Origin of the sequence: Pseudonocardia sp., assembly GCF_050250275.1 — a bacterium.
Classification (GTDB): Bacteria; Actinomycetota; Actinomycetes; order Mycobacteriales; family Pseudonocardiaceae; genus Pseudonocardia.
Genome location: NZ_JBFWOY010000010.1, coordinates 129,890 through 144,993, shown reverse-complemented (window position 1 = coordinate 144,993; position 15,104 = coordinate 129,890). Strand labels below are relative to the sequence as shown.

13 protein-coding genes are annotated in these 15,104 nt (G+C 74.1%); 7 read left to right on the top strand and 6 right to left on the bottom strand.

Annotation, left to right across the window (positions count from 1 at the left end; genetic code table 11):
• Nucleotides 1-113: 113 nt before the first annotated feature.
• On the top strand, nt 114-1,922 hold the full coding sequence (locus AB7F12_RS11970) for an AMP-dependent synthetase/ligase (protein ID WP_428501040.1): 1,809 nt from the start codon (nt 114-116) through the stop codon (nt 1,920-1,922).
• A gap of 6 nt (nt 1,923-1,928) precedes the next feature.
• Here the strand turns inward: AB7F12_RS11970 and AB7F12_RS11965 are convergent, their stop codons facing one another.
• From AB7F12_RS11965 to AB7F12_RS11950, 4 genes are all read right to left on the bottom strand, one after another.
• Nucleotides 1,929-3,071 carry a glycosyltransferase family 4 protein gene (locus tag AB7F12_RS11965; protein ID WP_428501041.1) on the bottom strand — a complete coding sequence of 381 codons (1,143 nt, stop codon included), beginning with the start codon at nt 3,069-3,071 and terminating at the stop codon, nt 1,929-1,931.
• 218 nt (nt 3,072-3,289) lie between these two features.
• Nucleotides 3,290-4,399, bottom strand: coding sequence for an NlpC/P60 family protein (locus AB7F12_RS11960; protein WP_428516385.1), 1,110 nt, complete (start codon nt 4,397-4,399; stop codon nt 3,290-3,292).
• A gap of 325 nt (nt 4,400-4,724) precedes the next feature.
• Nucleotides 4,725-4,994 (bottom strand): hypothetical protein, encoded by a 270-nt coding sequence (locus AB7F12_RS11955; RefSeq protein ID WP_428502311.1) that lies wholly within the window; start codon nt 4,992-4,994, stop codon nt 4,725-4,727.
• Between the two features lie 180 nt (nt 4,995-5,174).
• On the bottom strand, nt 5,175-6,539 hold the full coding sequence (locus AB7F12_RS11950; RefSeq protein ID WP_428502312.1) for an NYN domain-containing protein: 1,365 nt from the start codon (nt 6,537-6,539) through the stop codon (nt 5,175-5,177).
• A gap of 94 nt (nt 6,540-6,633) precedes the next feature.
• Between AB7F12_RS11950 and AB7F12_RS11945 the strand changes: the two genes are divergently transcribed.
• Both AB7F12_RS11945 and AB7F12_RS11940 read left to right on the top strand, forming a co-directional pair.
• On the top strand, nt 6,634-8,391 hold the full coding sequence (locus AB7F12_RS11945; protein WP_428502313.1) for a DEDD exonuclease domain-containing protein: 1,758 nt from the start codon (nt 6,634-6,636) through the stop codon (nt 8,389-8,391).
• An 80-nt stretch (nt 8,392-8,471) separates the two neighbouring features.
• Nucleotides 8,472-8,750, top strand: a complete 279-nt coding sequence (locus AB7F12_RS11940) for an Lrp/AsnC family transcriptional regulator (RefSeq protein WP_428517923.1) — start codon at nt 8,472-8,474, stop codon at nt 8,748-8,750.
• A 54-nt stretch (nt 8,751-8,804) separates the two neighbouring features.
• On the opposite strand, the gene trpD is transcribed toward AB7F12_RS11940, so the two are convergent.
• Nucleotides 8,805-9,911: an anthranilate phosphoribosyltransferase gene (gene trpD, locus AB7F12_RS11935; protein ID WP_428502315.1), complete on the bottom strand. Its 1,107-nt coding sequence runs from the start codon at nt 9,909-9,911 to the stop codon at nt 8,805-8,807.
• A complete protein-coding gene (locus tag AB7F12_RS11930) occupies nt 9,904-10,353 on the bottom strand; it encodes a DNA-binding response regulator (protein ID WP_428502316.1) in 450 nt (149 codons plus the stop codon). The genes trpD and AB7F12_RS11930 overlap by 8 nt, the downstream gene beginning before the upstream one ends.
• 160 nt (nt 10,354-10,513) lie before the next feature.
• On the opposite strand from AB7F12_RS11930, the gene ctaE reads away from it, so the two are divergent.
• From ctaE to qcrB, 4 genes are read left to right on the top strand one after another with little or no spacing between them, the layout of a single operon-like run.
• Nucleotides 10,514-11,116, top strand: a complete 603-nt coding sequence (ctaE, locus tag AB7F12_RS11925; RefSeq protein WP_186817113.1) for an aa3-type cytochrome oxidase subunit III — start codon at nt 10,514-10,516, stop codon at nt 11,114-11,116.
• Nucleotides 11,117-11,168: 52 nt separating this feature from the next.
• Nucleotides 11,169-12,029, top strand: a complete 861-nt coding sequence (gene qcrC / locus AB7F12_RS11920; protein WP_428502317.1) for a cytochrome bc1 complex diheme cytochrome c subunit — start codon at nt 11,169-11,171, stop codon at nt 12,027-12,029.
• Nucleotides 12,026-13,162, top strand: a complete 1,137-nt coding sequence (qcrA, locus tag AB7F12_RS11915; RefSeq protein ID WP_428502318.1) for a cytochrome bc1 complex Rieske iron-sulfur subunit — start codon at nt 12,026-12,028, stop codon at nt 13,160-13,162. Before qcrC ends, qcrA begins: the two co-directional genes overlap by 4 nt.
• Nucleotides 13,159-14,850 (top strand): cytochrome bc1 complex cytochrome b subunit, encoded by a 1,692-nt coding sequence (qcrB, locus tag AB7F12_RS11910; RefSeq protein ID WP_428502319.1) that lies wholly within the window; start codon nt 13,159-13,161, stop codon nt 14,848-14,850. Before qcrA ends, qcrB begins: the two co-directional genes overlap by 4 nt.
• Nucleotides 14,851-15,104 lie beyond the last annotated feature (254 nt).

Genomic DNA, 15,104 nt, shown 5'->3' with positions numbered 1-15,104 from the left:
GGGCGGCCGGACCGGGGTGGGCCACCGACGGCCCGGCCACGACGGTGCGGTGCCGCCCTCGACCACGATAGTTTTGGGAGAAATACCCCAGCGGTGCGGCACAGGAGGTCTGCGTGCGCGAGTACAGCGTGCCCACGACGATCGAGATCGGTCCGCGTGAGACCCTGCTCGACGCGGTCCTCACGGCCGAGCGCGACCACCCGGCCGAGGTGCTGATCCGCCGCACCGACGCCGCAGGGATCTGGCGCGACGTCACGGCGGCCGACTTCGGCGCCCAGGTACGGGCCGTGGCGCGCGGGCTCGTCGCAGCCGGGATCGGAGCGGGCGACCGCGTCGCACTGCTGTCGCGCACCCGCTACGAATGGACCCTGCTCGACTACGCGATCCTGTCGGCGGGCGCGGTCACCCTGCCGATCTACGAGACGTCCTCGGCCGAGCAGATCGCCTGGATCCTGTCCGACTCCGGCGCCGTCGCCGCCGTCGTCGAGACCGACCGGCACGCCGCCCTCGTCGCCGAGGCCGACCCCGGGTTCGCCACCGTGTGGACGATCGAACCCGCCTCCGGCGACGGCGCCACCGACACGCTCACCGCGCTCGGCGCCGCCGTGTCCGACGACGACGTCCGCGCCCGCCACGGCGCCGTCGGCGCCGACGACCTCGCCACCCTCATCTACACCTCCGGCACCACCGGCAGGCCCAAGGGCGTCGAGCTGACCCACCGCAACCTCGTCGCCGAGGTCTACGGCACCCGCCAGGTCCTGACCGAGCTGCTCAACGCCGACGGGTCGGTGCTGCTGTTCCTGCCACTGGCCCACATCTTCGGCAAGGTCATCCAGTGCGGTGCCATCGCCAGCCGCACGACCATCGGCCACACCCCCGACGTCAAGGACCTCCTCGGCGACCTCGCCTCGTTCCGGCCCACGTTCCTGCTCGCGGTCCCCCGCGTGTTCGAGAAGGTCTACAACGGCGCCCGGCAGAAGGCGCACTCCGAGGGCAAGGGCGCGATCTTCGACGTCGCCGACGCCACCGCCGTCGCCTACAGCCGCGCCCTCGACACCGGTGGCCCCGGACTGGGCCTCAAACTCAAACACGCCCTGTTCGACCGGCTCGTCTACGGCAAGCTCCGCGCGGCCGTCGGCGGACGGGTCGTCGGAGCCGTCTCGGGCAGCGCGCCGCTCGGCGAACGGCTCGGCCACTTCTTCCGCGGCGTCGGGCTGCCGGTGCTCGAGGGCTACGGCCTCACCGAGACCTCCGCCGGCATCACCGTCAACGCCATCTCCGCGCAGCGCGTCGGCACCGTCGGGCGCCCCGTCCCCGGCCAGTCGGTCAAGATCGCCGACGACGGCGAGATCCTGCTCAAGGGCAGCATCGTCTTCGAGCGCTACTGGAAGAACCCCACCGCGACCGCCGAGGCCATCGAGGACGGCTGGTTCCACAGCGGCGACATCGGCGAGCTCGACGACGACGGCTTCCTGCGCATCACGGGCCGCAAGAAGGAGATCATCGTCACCGCGGGCGGCAAGAACGTCGCCCCGGCCGTGCTGGAGGACCGGCTGCGGGCGCACCCGTTGATCAGCCAGTGCATGGTCGTCGGCGACGCCCAGCCGTTCATCGCCGCGCTCGTGACCATCGACCCCGAGGCGCTGCCCGGGTGGCTGGAGCGCCACGGGAAACCCGCCGCCGCGGCGGCCGACGTCGCCGACGACCCCGACCTGCGCACCGAGATCGAGGCCGCCGTCGCCGACGCGAACAAGGCCGTCTCGCGCGCCGAGCAGATCCGGGAGTTCCGGATCCTGCCGGGCGACTTCACCGAGGCCACCGGCGAGCTGACGCCCACGATGAAGGTGAAGCGGGCGGTCGTCGTCGCCAACCACGCCGACGTCATCGCCGGCATCTACGGGGGCACGCGACAGCCCGCCTGAGAGGCCTCAGCCCGCGACCGGCGTCCCGGCGAGGAAGTGCCGCAGCCGTGCGACACCCGCCTCCCACGTCCAGTCCGCGAGCATCCACTCCCGGCCCGCCGCGCCCATCCGCGCGGCGCGGTCCGGGTCGGCCAGCAACCCGCCGACCGCCGCGACGAGCGCGTCCAGGTCGCGCCCGTCGACGACATGGCCGGTGACGCCCTCCCGCACCGTCTCCGGCGCACCGCCCGAGTCCCCGGCGACGACGGGCACCCCCGACGCCGACGCCTCCAGCAGCACGATGCCCAGGCCCTCGACGTCGAGGCCGCGGCCCCGCGTGCGGCACGGCAGGGAGAACACGTCGGCGACGGCCTGGTGGGCGGCGAGCTCGTCGGCGGGGACCGCGCCGGTGAACACGACCTGCTCGCCGACACCCACGTCCGCGGCGAGGCGGCGCAGCCGGTCGTCGTCGGGCCCGCCGCCGACGAGCAGCAACCGGGTACCCGCCACCCGCTCCCGGAGCGCCGGCAGGGCCCGGACCAGCATGTCCTGCCCCTTGCGCGCGACCAGCCGGGACACGCACGCCACCACCGGGGCCGCGCCCAGCCCGTAGCGGGCGCGCAGCCCGGCCCGGGCGGCCGGGTCGGGCCGGAAGACGTCGGCGTCGATACCCGGCGGGAGGTGCTCCAGCGCCGCCCGCGCCCCGAAGGCCGCCGCCACCCGGCCCCGGGTGTACCGCGAGACGACGGTCAGGACATCCGCGTCGGACCCGATGCGGCGCAACGCCTGCCGGGCACCGGGCAGCATCGACCAGCCCACCTCGTGGCCATGGGTGCTGGCGACGACCCGCCGGATCCCCGCCCGCTGCCGCAGGCCCGGGCCCAGCAGTGCCAGCGGCGCCGCCGCACCGAACCAGACGGTCTGCGCACCGTGCTCGCGGGCGAGGTCCGCGGCCCGGCGCGCGACGTCGGGCGTCGGGAGCATCAGCGACGTCGGGTGCCGGTGCACCGGGTAGCCACGGTCCGCGTCGAATGCGGGCGCGCCCTCCCAGGCCGGGGCGTAGACCGCGAGCTCACCCGCCGGGAGGCGGTCGGCGAGGGCCTGCAGGTAGGTCTGGATGCCGCCGGCTCGGGGCGGGAAGTCGTTGGTCACGAGCAACGTGCGGGCCACGGCCGGTGAAGCTACCGGCCCGTCCCGCGCCACCGGCCGGGTGACCCCCGGCGCCCTGCCCCGGCGCCGTGCAATCCAGTGGCACCACTGTGCCGTTCGTTCCGCCGTGGCCACGGGGGCGGGGCCGCGCGGGGCGGCGATCCGTCCGGATCGCCGCCCCGTCCGCCGGGGAGCGGCCGTTCGAGGGCGCGGCCGGGTCGGGGCCCGGCCGCGCCGGGTCAGAGCCTGCGGGCGCCGCTGAAGGCCGACCGCGAGACGGTCTGGTACCTCACGACGTCGCCCGACTCCGGGGCGTTGATCATCTTGCCGCCGCCGGCGTAGATGCCGACGTGGCTCACCGGCGAGTAGTAGAAGACGAGGTCGCCGGGCTGCAGCTCGTTCCACGACACCGGCGTCCCGACCCGCGACTGGGCGCTGCTCGACCTCGGCAACGTCATCCCGACCTGCTTGAACGCCCACGAGGTCAGCCCCGAGCAGTCGAATCTGTTGGGCCCGGCGGCGCCCCACACGTACGGCCGGCCCAGCTTCGTGGCGGCCATCGCGAGGGCCTTCGCGCCGATGCCGCTGCCGAGGACGATCCCGATCGGGGGTCCCTCGTCCGGGCTGAGCAGCTTGGCCCGCTCGGCCGGGCCGAGCCGGGAGATCATGCGTTCGACGTCGGTGATCCGGAGGTCGGCGGCGGCCTTGCGGGCCTTGATGTCGTCGGCGGTGCGGCGGGCGTCGTCGGCGGTCTGCCGGGCGCGGGCGACGGCGGCGTCGGCATCGGCGCGGGCCTGGCGGGCGGCGGCGACCTTGGCCTCGAACTCCTGCAGCTGCACGCGGTGCTCGGCCGTCAGCGACTCCAGCGCCGACATCTGGTCGAGGAAGTTCTGCGGTGAGGTGCTGGACAGCAGGGCGTCGAACTGGTCGAGCCGGCCGTTCTCGAAGGTGGCCAGCGCCATGACGTCGAGCTGGCCGCGGTACTGCTCCTCCTCGGCCTCGGCGCGGGCGGCGGCCTGCTGCGCGGGCTCGACGGCCTCGCGGGCCGTGTCGGCGTCGGCCTCCGCGGTGTCGTGGGCGTCGGTGGCGGCGTGCCACTGCTCGGTGAGGGCCTCGGCGTCGCGCTGAGCCTGCTGGTACTGGTCACGAGCCTGCGCGGCGTCGGTGGGCGGGGGCGGGACCACCGGCGCGGGCGGCGGTGCGAGCGGCAGTGCGGACCCGACGGGCGGCGGGACGAGCGGCACCGCCACACCCGGGGGCGGCGGCGGGGCGGGGTCGGCCATGGCTTCGCCGGTGACGGCGGCCGTGAGTCCGGCACCGGCGATCGCAGCGACGAGGACGACGGTCACGGAGCGGGAGGCCGGACGGCCGCGGCGGCGCGGGACCGTGTCGGGGCGTCCGCTGCGTCCGCGGCCGTCGGAACGAGGCGCCACCACCCGGACGTGCCCCCTCCTCGCGGACCGCTGCTCCCACGAGTCGTGCACGTTCCCGCGGGAGCGGTGCGGTGTCTCGTGCCTGCGCTCCGGACGAGCGGCATACCGATCACGAGATCGCGGGGAGATTACGAACAGCGCGGTGAGTGATCCATCACCGGGGCGGGTCGGCGCGTCGCCGAACCGTCTTCACCCACAGGGGCCACAGTGTTCGGCGCGTCGCTAGCGGCTCGGCGCGCCGTCACCCTGCGTTGCGAGAGGGGTCACCGGATTCGGGGTTCCGTGGCGCCGCCGGGGGACGGGTGGACACGAGGCGCAACTGCGGTACGAGCCCCTGATCAGCGAGGACCTGGATCGCGCGCGCCTCCGGAGCGTCGAGCTGCACGACTGACGCGCCGGACGGCAGCCCGGCCGGGCGTGTCGCCGGGTCCGGCACACCCAGCAGGACGCCCACCACGCAGTCGCCGCAGGCGTCGCCCCGCACCGCGCAGATGTCACAGTCGATGATCATCCCGGCCTCCTCCCACCGTCGTCGTTCGGACAGGGCGGACGCTAGGCGGGGGCACCGACAGTTCCGCGCCACGGCGGTGTCGACAGCCGCCGCGGCGTCGCCACAGCAGCCGTCACGGCCGCAGCCGTCGCCACAGCAGCCGTCACGGCCGCAGCCGTCGCCGCAGCAGGGAGGACCGGCTCAGCCGCGGAGCCGGGCGAGCAGCACCGCCGAGGGCAGCGCGTGCGCACCCCGCTCCCGCACCGACGCCACGACGGCCCGGTCGGACGTCGCGACGAGCACCGGCCGGCCCTCCGGCTCGGCGGCGACGAGAGCCCGGATGACGTCGTCGGCGAGCACGCCGACGTCGCTGAACAGCACCCGCACCCCGCGGGAGCCCCGGGTCGGCGCGGCGACGACCCCGGCCCCGTCGAACACGACGGTCACCTCGACCCCGGTGCGGGCGGCGAGTGCGGCGAGCTGGCGGACGAGGCGGGTGCGCTGGTCGGCCAGCGGCAGGTCCGGGTAGCCGGTCTTGCTGACGTTGTAGCCGTCGACGACGAGGTGCACCGAGGGCACGGCCAGCAGCGCGTCGAGGGCGGCGAGGTCGTCGACGGGCGCGCCGGCCCGCACGTGGCGGGCGCCGGCGACGAGGTCGGCGGGGCGGGGCCCGCCCCCGCCGAGGGCCAGCTCGCGGCGCAGGCCCGCGACCGCGCCGCCGAGGGTCTCGACGAGCAGCCCGAGGCGCACCTCGTCGGCCTGCCGGGCCTCGCGGGCCGACTGCCGGGCCGCCGCCACCTGGGCGGCCGCCTGCTCGGCGCGGGCGCGTTCGCGGTCGGCGCGGGCGCGTTCCTGGTCGCGTTCGGCGACCGCCGCGGCGAGCTGCCGGCGGGCCTGCTCGCGGACGGCCTCGACGTCGGCCGCGGCGGCGTCGAGGGCGTCGGTGGCCGAGCGCAGCCGGGCGCCCTGCTCACCGACGCGCCGGCGGAGCTGGGCGAACTCGGCGTCGCGGGCCTGGCCCGCGGTGCGGGCCTCCTCCCGTGCCTCGGCCAGCTCGGCCCGCATGCGTTCGAGCTCGAGGCTGAGCTTGTCGGCACGCGAGAGCGCGGCGTCGAGCTCGGCGCGCAGCTCCCCCGCCTCGCCGCGACGGGCGGCGTCGGCGACGAGCGTCGCGACGTCGGGGGCGTTGCCGAGGACGGCGAGCGCGGCGGCGCCCAGCGGGTCGTCGGTGTCGGCGGCCGCGGGGTGGTGGTCGTGGCACCAGGCCAGCACGGCGGCCCGGAACGCGGCCGAGCCCCGCAGCTCGTGCAGGAGGGCCTGCCCACCGAGGCGGGCCCGTTTGGCCGGGGTGAACCGGGCGAAGCGGCGCAGCCGGTGCGGGACGTCGACCTCGGGCAGGCCGGCGACGGCGGCAGCGGCCAGCTCGGCGAGGCGGCCGCGGACGGGTTCGGGGAGGCGGTCCCAGTCGAGCGGGGCGACCGCCGCCTCACCTTCCGGGGAGGCGGATGCGTCGTCCGCGGCGGGCGCGGGGCCGCACCCGGCCGGCTCCCTCTCCTCCGCAGACATCCGCCCAGGTTATCCGTGTGCCTCGGGCGGCCGCGACCGCCATGCAGCGCGCGCCGCGGCGAACCTGTCGGTGCCGACGGTTACGGTCCGCGCCGTGTCCGCTCCCCCCGGATCCGCACGTCCCGGCGCCCTCGCGCAGCTGTCGTTCGACGAGCTGGGCACGCCCCTGCGCGACGTGACGTTCGTGGTGCTCGACCTGGAGACCACGGGCGGTTCGGCGAACAACGACTCGATCACCGAGGTCGGGGCGGTGAAGGTCCGCGGCGGAGAGGTCCTGGGCGAGCTGGCCACGCTCGTCGACCCCGGGACGGGGCTGCCGCCCAACATCGTGGCGCTCACCGGCATCACCACCGCGATGGTCACGGGCGCGCCGCGGCTGGGTGAGGTGCTGCCCGCGCTGCTGGAGTTCCTGGGTGGCGCGGTGCTCGTGGCCCACAACGCACCGTTCGACGCGGGGTTCCTGCGGGCCGCGTGCGAGCGCCACGAGCGGCCGTGGCCGCGCCCACCGGTGTTGTGCACGGCCCGGCTCGCGCGCGCGGTGCTGAGCCCGGCCGAGGCCCCGAGCGTGCGCCTCGGTGCGCTGGCCCGGCTGTTCGGCACGTCGACGCAGCCGACGCACCGGGCGCTGGCCGACGCGCGGGCGACGGTCGAGGTGCTGCACCACCTGCTGGAGCGGATCGGCAACCTCGGGGTGCAGAGCCTGGAGGAGCTGCTGTCGCTGGCGCGGGGGGCGTCGGCGCACCGCCCGCCCGAGCGGGTCCGGAGGCGCCGGACCCTGGCGCGCGACGTGCCCGAGGCGGCCGGTGTGTACCTGTTCCGCGGGGCCCGCGACGAGGTGCTCTACGTCGGCACCAGCGGCGACCTGCGGCGTCGGGTCCGCAGCTACTTCACCGCCGGCGAACGGCGCCGGCGGATGCGGGAGATGGTGGAGCTGGCCGAGCGCGTCGACACCGTGGTCTGCGCGCACGCGCTGGAGGCGGGGGTGCGCGAGCTGCGGCTCATCGCCGCGCACCGGCCCCGCTACAACCGGCGCTCGCGCAACCCGGGACGCGCCTGGTGGGTCGCGCCGACCGAGGAGGCGTTCCCGCGGCTGTCGGTGGTGACGGCGCCGCGTGAGCCGGCGCTGGGCCCGTTCGGGTCACGCCGCGGCGCGACCGACGCGGTGGAGACGCTGCTCGACGCGCTGCCCATCCGCAGCTGCACCCAGCGCATCCCCGCCCGCTCCCCCACGGCGAGCCCGTGCGTGCTCCACGAACTCGACCGCTGCCGGGCGCCGTGCGCGGGGCTGCAGAGCATCGAGTCCTACGCCCCCGGCGTGCGCGCGTTGCGTGACCTGGTCACCGGCACCGACGACGCTCCGCTGCGGGTCCTCGCCGACCGGATCGAGCAGCTGGCCGTCCGCGAGCGGTTCGAGTCGGCGGCCCGTGATCGCGACCGGCTGGCCGCCCTGGCGTCGGCGCTCGCCCGCTCGCAGCAGCTCGCCGCGCTGGCCGCGCTGCCGGAGGTCGTCGGCGCACGGCCCGACGGACGGGGCGGCTGGGAGCTCGCGGTCGTCCGGCACGGCCGGCTCGCGGCGGCCGACGTCGCGCGTCGCGGTACCCCGCCGATGCCGGTCGTGGAGTCGTTGCGCCGCACCGCACAGACCATCCTGCCCGCCGACGGGCCGCTCGCCGGGGCGTCGGCGGAGGAGGTGAACCTGGTGCGCCGCTGGCTCACCGGCGGCGGGACGCGGCTGGTCCACAGCGAACCGGCCTGGGCCGAACCGGCCCGCGGTGCGGCCGCCTGGGCGGACTGGGCGCGGCGGGCCCGGCCGGTACCGCTCGGCAGCCCCTCGGAGATCACCCTCGGCTAGTGTTCGGTCCCGGTCGTCGCCGCGCCGAGGGTGCCGCCGCGCGGCCGAGACCGCCCCGACGTCCCCCCAGGAGGGCAACCGTGATCACCGCGATCGTCATGGTGCACACCGCCGCCGACCGGATTCCCGAGACCGCGCAGGCGATCGCCGACCTCGACGGGGTCAGCGAGGTGTACTCGTGCGCGGGTGACGTCGACCTGATCGCGGTCGTCAAGGTCACCGCACACGAGGAGCTCGCCGATGTGATCGCGGGCCGGCTCAGCAAGGTCGCGGGCGTCGTGCGCACCGACACCCACCTCGCGTTCCGGACCAACTCCAGCACGGAGAACGACGCGAACTTCACCGCGGGCATGGAATGACCGGTCGGGTGGCCGGCCCCGGCGGGGCCGGCCACCCGACTTCGGGCAACGACGTCAGGCGGCCAGCCGTGACGACACCGACGCCCAGCGGGCCAGCAGGTCGGCGGCCGCGCCGGAGTCGACGGCCGCGGCGGCGCGCTCCAGCGCGCCGCGCAGCAACCCGGTCAGGTCCGGGGCCTCGTCGGTTCCCGCCCCCGCCTCGTCGGGCACACCGTCGGCGGCGACCAGTGCGCCGGCGGCGTTGAGCAGGACCGCGTCGCGGACGGGACCGTGCTTGCCCGCGAGCACGGCGTGGCAGGCGGCGGCGTTGAACGCGGCGTCGCCGCCGCGCAGGTCCGCCCGGGTGGCGGGCTCGATCCCGAGTGCCGCCGGGTCCACCCCCGCGACACGGACCCCGCCGGCACCGGCCACCCACACCGTGGACCGCATTGTCGTGGTGAGCTCGTCGAGCCCGTCGTCGCCGCGGACGACGAGCACCGACTGCCCGCGCGAGGCGAAGATCTGCGCGATCACCGGGGCCAGCCGCCCGTCGGCGCACCCCACGAGACCGGCCGACGGCTGCGCCGGGTTGGTCAGCGGCCCGAGCAGGTTCATCGCCGTCGGCACGCCGAGCTCGGCGCGCGGGCCCGAGGTGTGCCGCATCGCCGGGTGGAAGACCGGCGCGAAGCAGAACCCGATGCCCACCTCGGCCACGCAGGCCTCGACGCCGGCCGCGGGCAGCGCGATGGCGACCCCGACCTCCTGCAGCAGGTCGGCCGCGCCGCACTTCGACGTCGCCGCCCGGTTGCCGTGCTTGACCACGGGCACCCCGGCAGCGGCGACGACGACCGCCGCCATCGTGGAGATGTTGACGGTGTGCGCCTGGTCCCCACCGGTGCCGACGACGTCGACCGCCGGACCGGTGACGGTGACCCGCTGCGCGCGGGCCAGCATCGCCTCGGCGAGGCCGGCGACCTCGGCCGCCGTCTCCCCCTTGGCCCGCAGGCCGACGAGGAACCCGGCGAGCTGGGCGGGCGTGGCGTCCTCCGACAGCACCCGGTCCATGACCCACGCCGTGTCGGCCGTGTCGAGGTCGCGGCCCGCGATCAGGCTCGCGAGCAGCTTCGGCCAGGTCCGGCCCTCCGCGGCCGCGCCCGCGGGAACAGCTGCCACGTCAGCCACGAACGGCGACGCCCGCGGTACGCCGCAGGACGTCGGCGACGGTCTCGGCGGCGGCGAGCGGGTCGAGCGGGTGCACGAGCACGGCGTCGGCCTGCGACCAGGTGGCCAGCCAGCGGTCGTCGCGGCGGCGGACCGTGATGACGATCGGCGGGCAGTCGGTGATCTCGTTCTTGAGCTGCCGCGACACCCCCATGCCTCCGGTGGGCTGCGCCTCCCCGTCGAGGATCAGCAGGTCCTGGGTGTGCGCGTCGGCCGCGGCGAGGACGTCGGCGATCGTGCCCACCTCGGTGAACGTGACACGCCCGAGGTCAGGGGCGGGGCGACGGCCGACGGCCGACACGATGCCCTCCCGGACCTCGGGACGGTGGCTGAACACCAGGACGTTGAGGGGGCGGTGCGGCTCGGAGGCCGCTCCGGCGTTGCGGGGTGCGGGGCTGGTCACGCACGTCATCGTAATGGGCACCGTCACACGCCCCGGCGTGCGCGGGACGGTCCGCCCGGGAACCGCGGCGGGGCGGTGGCCGTTACCCCTGACGAGGAGTGACGTGAATCCCTGGTCCCCCGACACGCTGTAGAAGTTCGGGTGGGGTCATAATGCCCGGGTGACGACAGCCGCCCCCAACATCAGCGCGCGGATCCACTCGCTGAACCGCCCGAACCTGGTCAGCATCGGCACCATCGTCTGGCTGTCCAGCGAGCTGATGTTCTTCGCCGGGCTGTTCTCCATCTACTTCACGGCGCGCGCGCAGAACGTCGGCGAATGGCCTCCGCCGCCGACCGAGCTCAATGTCCCCTACGCCCTCGTCGTGACGATCATCCTCGTCGCCTCGTCGTTCACGTGCCAGTTCGGCGTGTTCGCGGCGGAGCGCGGTGATGTCTTCGGCCTGCGCCGCTGGTACGTCCTGACCCTGATCATGGGCGCGATCTTCGTGCTCGGTCAGGCGAACGAGTACCGGGTGCTGGTCGTCGACCACCACACGACGTTGTCCTCCAGCGCCTACGGCACCGTCTTCTACCTCGCGACGGGCTTCCACGCGCTGCACGTGACCGGTGGTCTCGTGGCGTTCGTGTACCTGCTCATCCGCACCAAGCTCAGCAAGTTCACACCGGCGCAGGCCACTGCGGCGATCGTCGTGTCGTACTACTGGCACTTCGTCGACGTGGTGTGGGTCGGCCTGTTCGCCGTCATCTACTTCATCCGCTAGGCCTGCTTCGCAAGCGCCCCGAACTCGACGCGAGGGTTGGACAACGCCGACGATGGAATCCACGACCACCACACCACCTGAGCCGCGGTCCCGCCGCGGTCGACGACCGCACGGCAAGGTGCGGCGCCGACTGGCCGGAGCGCTCGCGTTGGGAATCGGGCTGCTGTCGGTCGGCGCCCTCTACTCCGTCGTCGAGCCGACGCCGCAGACCGCGGTGGCCCAGACGGCCGACGCGGCGACCGTCGCCAAGGGCCAGGACCTCTACAACAACGCCTGCATCTCCTGCCACGGATCGAACCTGCAGGGGGTGACGGACCGCGGCCCGAGCCTGGTCGGCGTGGGCGACGCGGCCGTCTACTTCCAGGTCTCGTCCGGCCGGATGCCGATGGCCCGCCAGGAGGCCCAGGCCGCCCGCAAGCCGCCGAGGGCCGAGTTCGACCCGCACACCCCGGAGGGTCAGGACAACCTGTCCGCGCTGGGTGCCTTCGTCCAGGCCAACGGCGGCGGACCCACGATGCCCGCGGCCACCGGCGAGGCGCTGCGCGGCGGCGACCCGGCGCGCGGCGGCGAGCTGTTCCGGCTGAACTGCGCGTCGTGCCACAACTTCACCGGCCGCGGCGGTGCGCTGTCGTCGGGCAAGTACGCCCCCGCGCTCGACCCGGCCACGGAGTCGCAGATCTACGCGGCCATGCTCACCGGCCCGCAGAACATGCCCAAGTTCTCCGACGCGCAGCTCGCGCCCGAGGAGAAGGAGGACATCATCGCCTTCGTCAAGTCCGTCGGTGACGGCAACAACGACGTCGGCGGCGCGGGCCTGGGTGGCATCGGCCCGACGTCGGAGGGCGTGATCGCCTTCATCGTCGGCATCGCCGCACTCGTCGGGTTCGCGATGTGGTTGGGAGCAAAGCAATGAGCAGCGTCACGACGGGTGAGGGCGGCGCGAGGCCGGCCCCGACCGCGGCCGAGCTCGACGACATGACGCCCGAGGAGCTCGCCCGGCTCGCCACCGAGCTCGACGACGTCGTCGTCCAGCACAACGCCCCGAGGTTCCCCGTCCCGGGGACGCGGGCGGAGAAGCGCGCCGAGCGCGCTGTCGCGTTCTGGTTCGTCCTGTCGGCGGTCGCCGCGCTGGCGTTCGTGGTCGCGTTCATCGCGTGGCCGCACGAGTACCGGCCGCCGTCCGACCCCGGCTACACGATGTACTCGCTGTACACCCCGGTCGTCGGCGTCACGTTCGGCCTGGCCGTGCTGTCGCTGGGCATCGGCGTCATCACCTACGTCCGCAAGTTCTTCCCCGAGGAGATCTCGGTCCAGCAGCGTCACGACGGGCCGTCCGACGAGGTCGCCCGCCGGACCGTCATGGCCCAGCTCGCCTCGGCGGGCAAGGACACGACGATCGCGCGCCGCTCGCTGATCAAGCGGTCGGCGGGTGCGGCGGCCGGCCTGTTCGGCATCGGCCTCGGCATCGCCGCGATCGGGCCGATGATCCGTAACCCGTGGAAGGACGGCCCCAACTCCCCGCTGTGGGTGACGGGGTGGAAGCCGGAGAACGGCGAGACGGTCTACCTGCGCGGCGACACCGGCGAGCTCTCCGAGATCCGCCGGGTCCGCCCGGAGGACATGGAGCCCGGCTCCATGCAGACGGTCTTCCCGTTCCGGGAGAGCGAGCGCGGTGACGAGGAGGCCCTCCTGCACGCGCAGAAGGCCTCCGACGCCCCGGTCATGCTGATCCGCCTGCGGCCCGGCACCCAGGTCGTCAAGCGGGCCGGCCAGGAGGACTTCAACTACGGCGACTACTACGCCTTCTCGAAGATCTGCACCCACCTGGGCTGCCCCACCTCGCTCTACCAGGCACAGGACAACCGGATCCTCTGTCCTTGCCACCAGTCGCAGTTCCTTGCGACGGAGTACGCTCGGCCCGTGTTCGGGCCTGCGACCCGGGCGCTGCCGCAGCTGCCGATCACGGTCGACGAGCAGGGCTACTTCGTGGCGAGGAGCGACTTCCACGAAGCTGTCGGCCCCGCATTCTGGGAGCGGAGATCATGAGTTCGATCACGACGCCCACCAGCTCCCCCAGCGGGCTGCAGGCCAAGGCCGCAGGGGCACTCGACGAGCTGGACCAGCGGTACCACCCGGCTGCCGGGCTGCGCAAGCAGTTCAACAAGGTCTTCCCGACGCACTGGTCGTTCATGCTCGGCGAGATCGCGCTGTACAGCTTCATCGTCCTGCTGCTGTCGGGGACCTACCTGGCGCTGTTCTTCGACCCGTCGATGGCCGAGACGACCTACAACGGGTCGTTCGACAACCTGCGCGGCGTCCACATGTCGAAGGCGTTCGAGAGCTCGGTCGCCATCTCGATGGACGTGCGGGGCGGCCTGTTCGTCCGCCAGGTCCACCACTGGGCGGCCCTGCTGTTCATGGCGGCGATGGTCGTCCACATGTTCCGGGTGTTCTTCACCGGCGCGTTCCGCAAGCCGCGTGAGACGAACTGGATCATCGGCGTCCTGCTGGTCCTGCTGGGCTTCTTCGAGGGCCTCACCGGCTACTCCCTGCCCGACGACCTGCTGTCGGGCACCGGCCTGCGGATCATGTCGGGTATCACGATGACCGCCCCGGTCATCGGCACCTGGCTGCAGTGGCTGCTGTTCGGCGGCGAGTTCCCCGGCACCGAGATCATCCCGCGCTTCTACATCGCGCACGTGCTGATCATCCCGGGCATCCTGCTGGCCCTCATCGCCGTGCACGTGGGCCTGGTCTGGTACCAGAAGCACACCCAGTTCCCCGGCCCCGGCCGCACGGAGCACAACGTCGTCGGCGTCCGCATCCTGCCGGCGTTCGCGGCCAAGGGTGGCGCGTTCTTCGCCGTCACCGTCGGCGTCATCGGCCTGATGGCGGGCCTGTTCCAGATCAACCCGATCTGGAACATCGGCCCCTACGACCCCTCGCACATCTCCGCGGGGTCGCAGCCCGACTGGTACGTGCTGTTCACCGAAGGCATGGCGCGCATCTTCCCGCCGTGGGAGATATACCTGGGGAACTACACGATCCCCGCCGCCTTCTGGGGCACGGCCGCGTTCCTCCCGCTGCTCTACATCGTCGCCGGCATCTACCCGGCGCTGGAGCGGCGCTTCACCAAGGACAACGCGCTGCACAACCTGCTGCAGCGCCCGCGTGACGCGCCGGTCCGTACGTCGCTGGGCGTCATGGCGATCTCGTTCTACGTGTGGCTGGTGCTCTCGGGCATCAACGACTGGATCGCCTACTTCTTCCACGTCTCCCTGAACGCGACCACGTGGGCCGGGCGTCTCGGCGCCCTCATCGTCCCGCCGATCGCGTACTGGGTGACCTACCGCATCTGCATCGGCCTGCAGCGGTCCGACCGCGCGGTCCTCGAGCACGGCATCGAGACCGGCATCATCAAGCGGCTCCCGCACGGCGAGTTCATCGAGGTCCACCAGCCGCTCGGCGGGGTGGACACGCACGGACACGCCGTACCGCTGGCCTACCAGGGCGCTCCGGTGCCCAAGCGGATGAACCAGCTCGGTTCGGCAGGCCACCCGGTCCCCGGCTCGCTGCTCACCCCGGACCCGGTCGAGGAGACCGTGGCTCTGGACCGGGCGCGGGCGGAGCTCCACGAGGCCGAGGTCGACCGGATCAACGAGCGCGAGCGTCACGACGAGCCCGCGCTGGCCGGCCGTCCCGACGCCGGACGCCCGAAGGATCCGACCGACTGACGGTCGCACTCCACGTCGAAGGCCCCGCCCGGACTCCGGGCGGGGCCTTCGTCGTTGCGGGGCTTCGTCGTTGCGGGGCTTCGTCGTTGCGGGGCTTCGTCGTTGCGGGGCTTCGTCGTTGCGGGGCTTCGTCGTCGCGGGCCTCGTCGTCGCGGCCGGCGATCGGCCCACCGGTCCTGGCAGGACCGGTTCCGGGCCTCGTCGATCGGACCGGCCCGGTTCCGGGGCCGTCGATCGACCCCGCTCGGATCGGG

What these genes read in the sequence shown, in the direction of transcription:
- AB7F12_RS11955 (WP_428502311.1), bottom strand. Translation starts at nt 4,994, where the DNA reads ATGATCATCGACTGTGACATCTGCGCGGTGCGGGGCGACGCCTGCGGC.
- qcrA (WP_428502318.1), top strand. Translation starts at nt 12,026, where the DNA reads ATGAGCAGCGTCACGACGGGTGAGGGCGGCGCGAGGCCGGCCCCGACC.
- qcrB (WP_428502319.1), top strand. Translation starts at nt 13,159, where the DNA reads ATGAGTTCGATCACGACGCCCACCAGCTCCCCCAGCGGGCTGCAGGCC.
- AB7F12_RS11950 (WP_428502312.1), bottom strand. Translation starts at nt 6,539, where the DNA reads ATGTCTGCGGAGGAGAGGGAGCCGGCCGGGTGCGGCCCCGCGCCCGCC.
- qcrC (WP_428502317.1), top strand. Translation starts at nt 11,169, where the DNA reads ATGGAATCCACGACCACCACACCACCTGAGCCGCGGTCCCGCCGCGGT.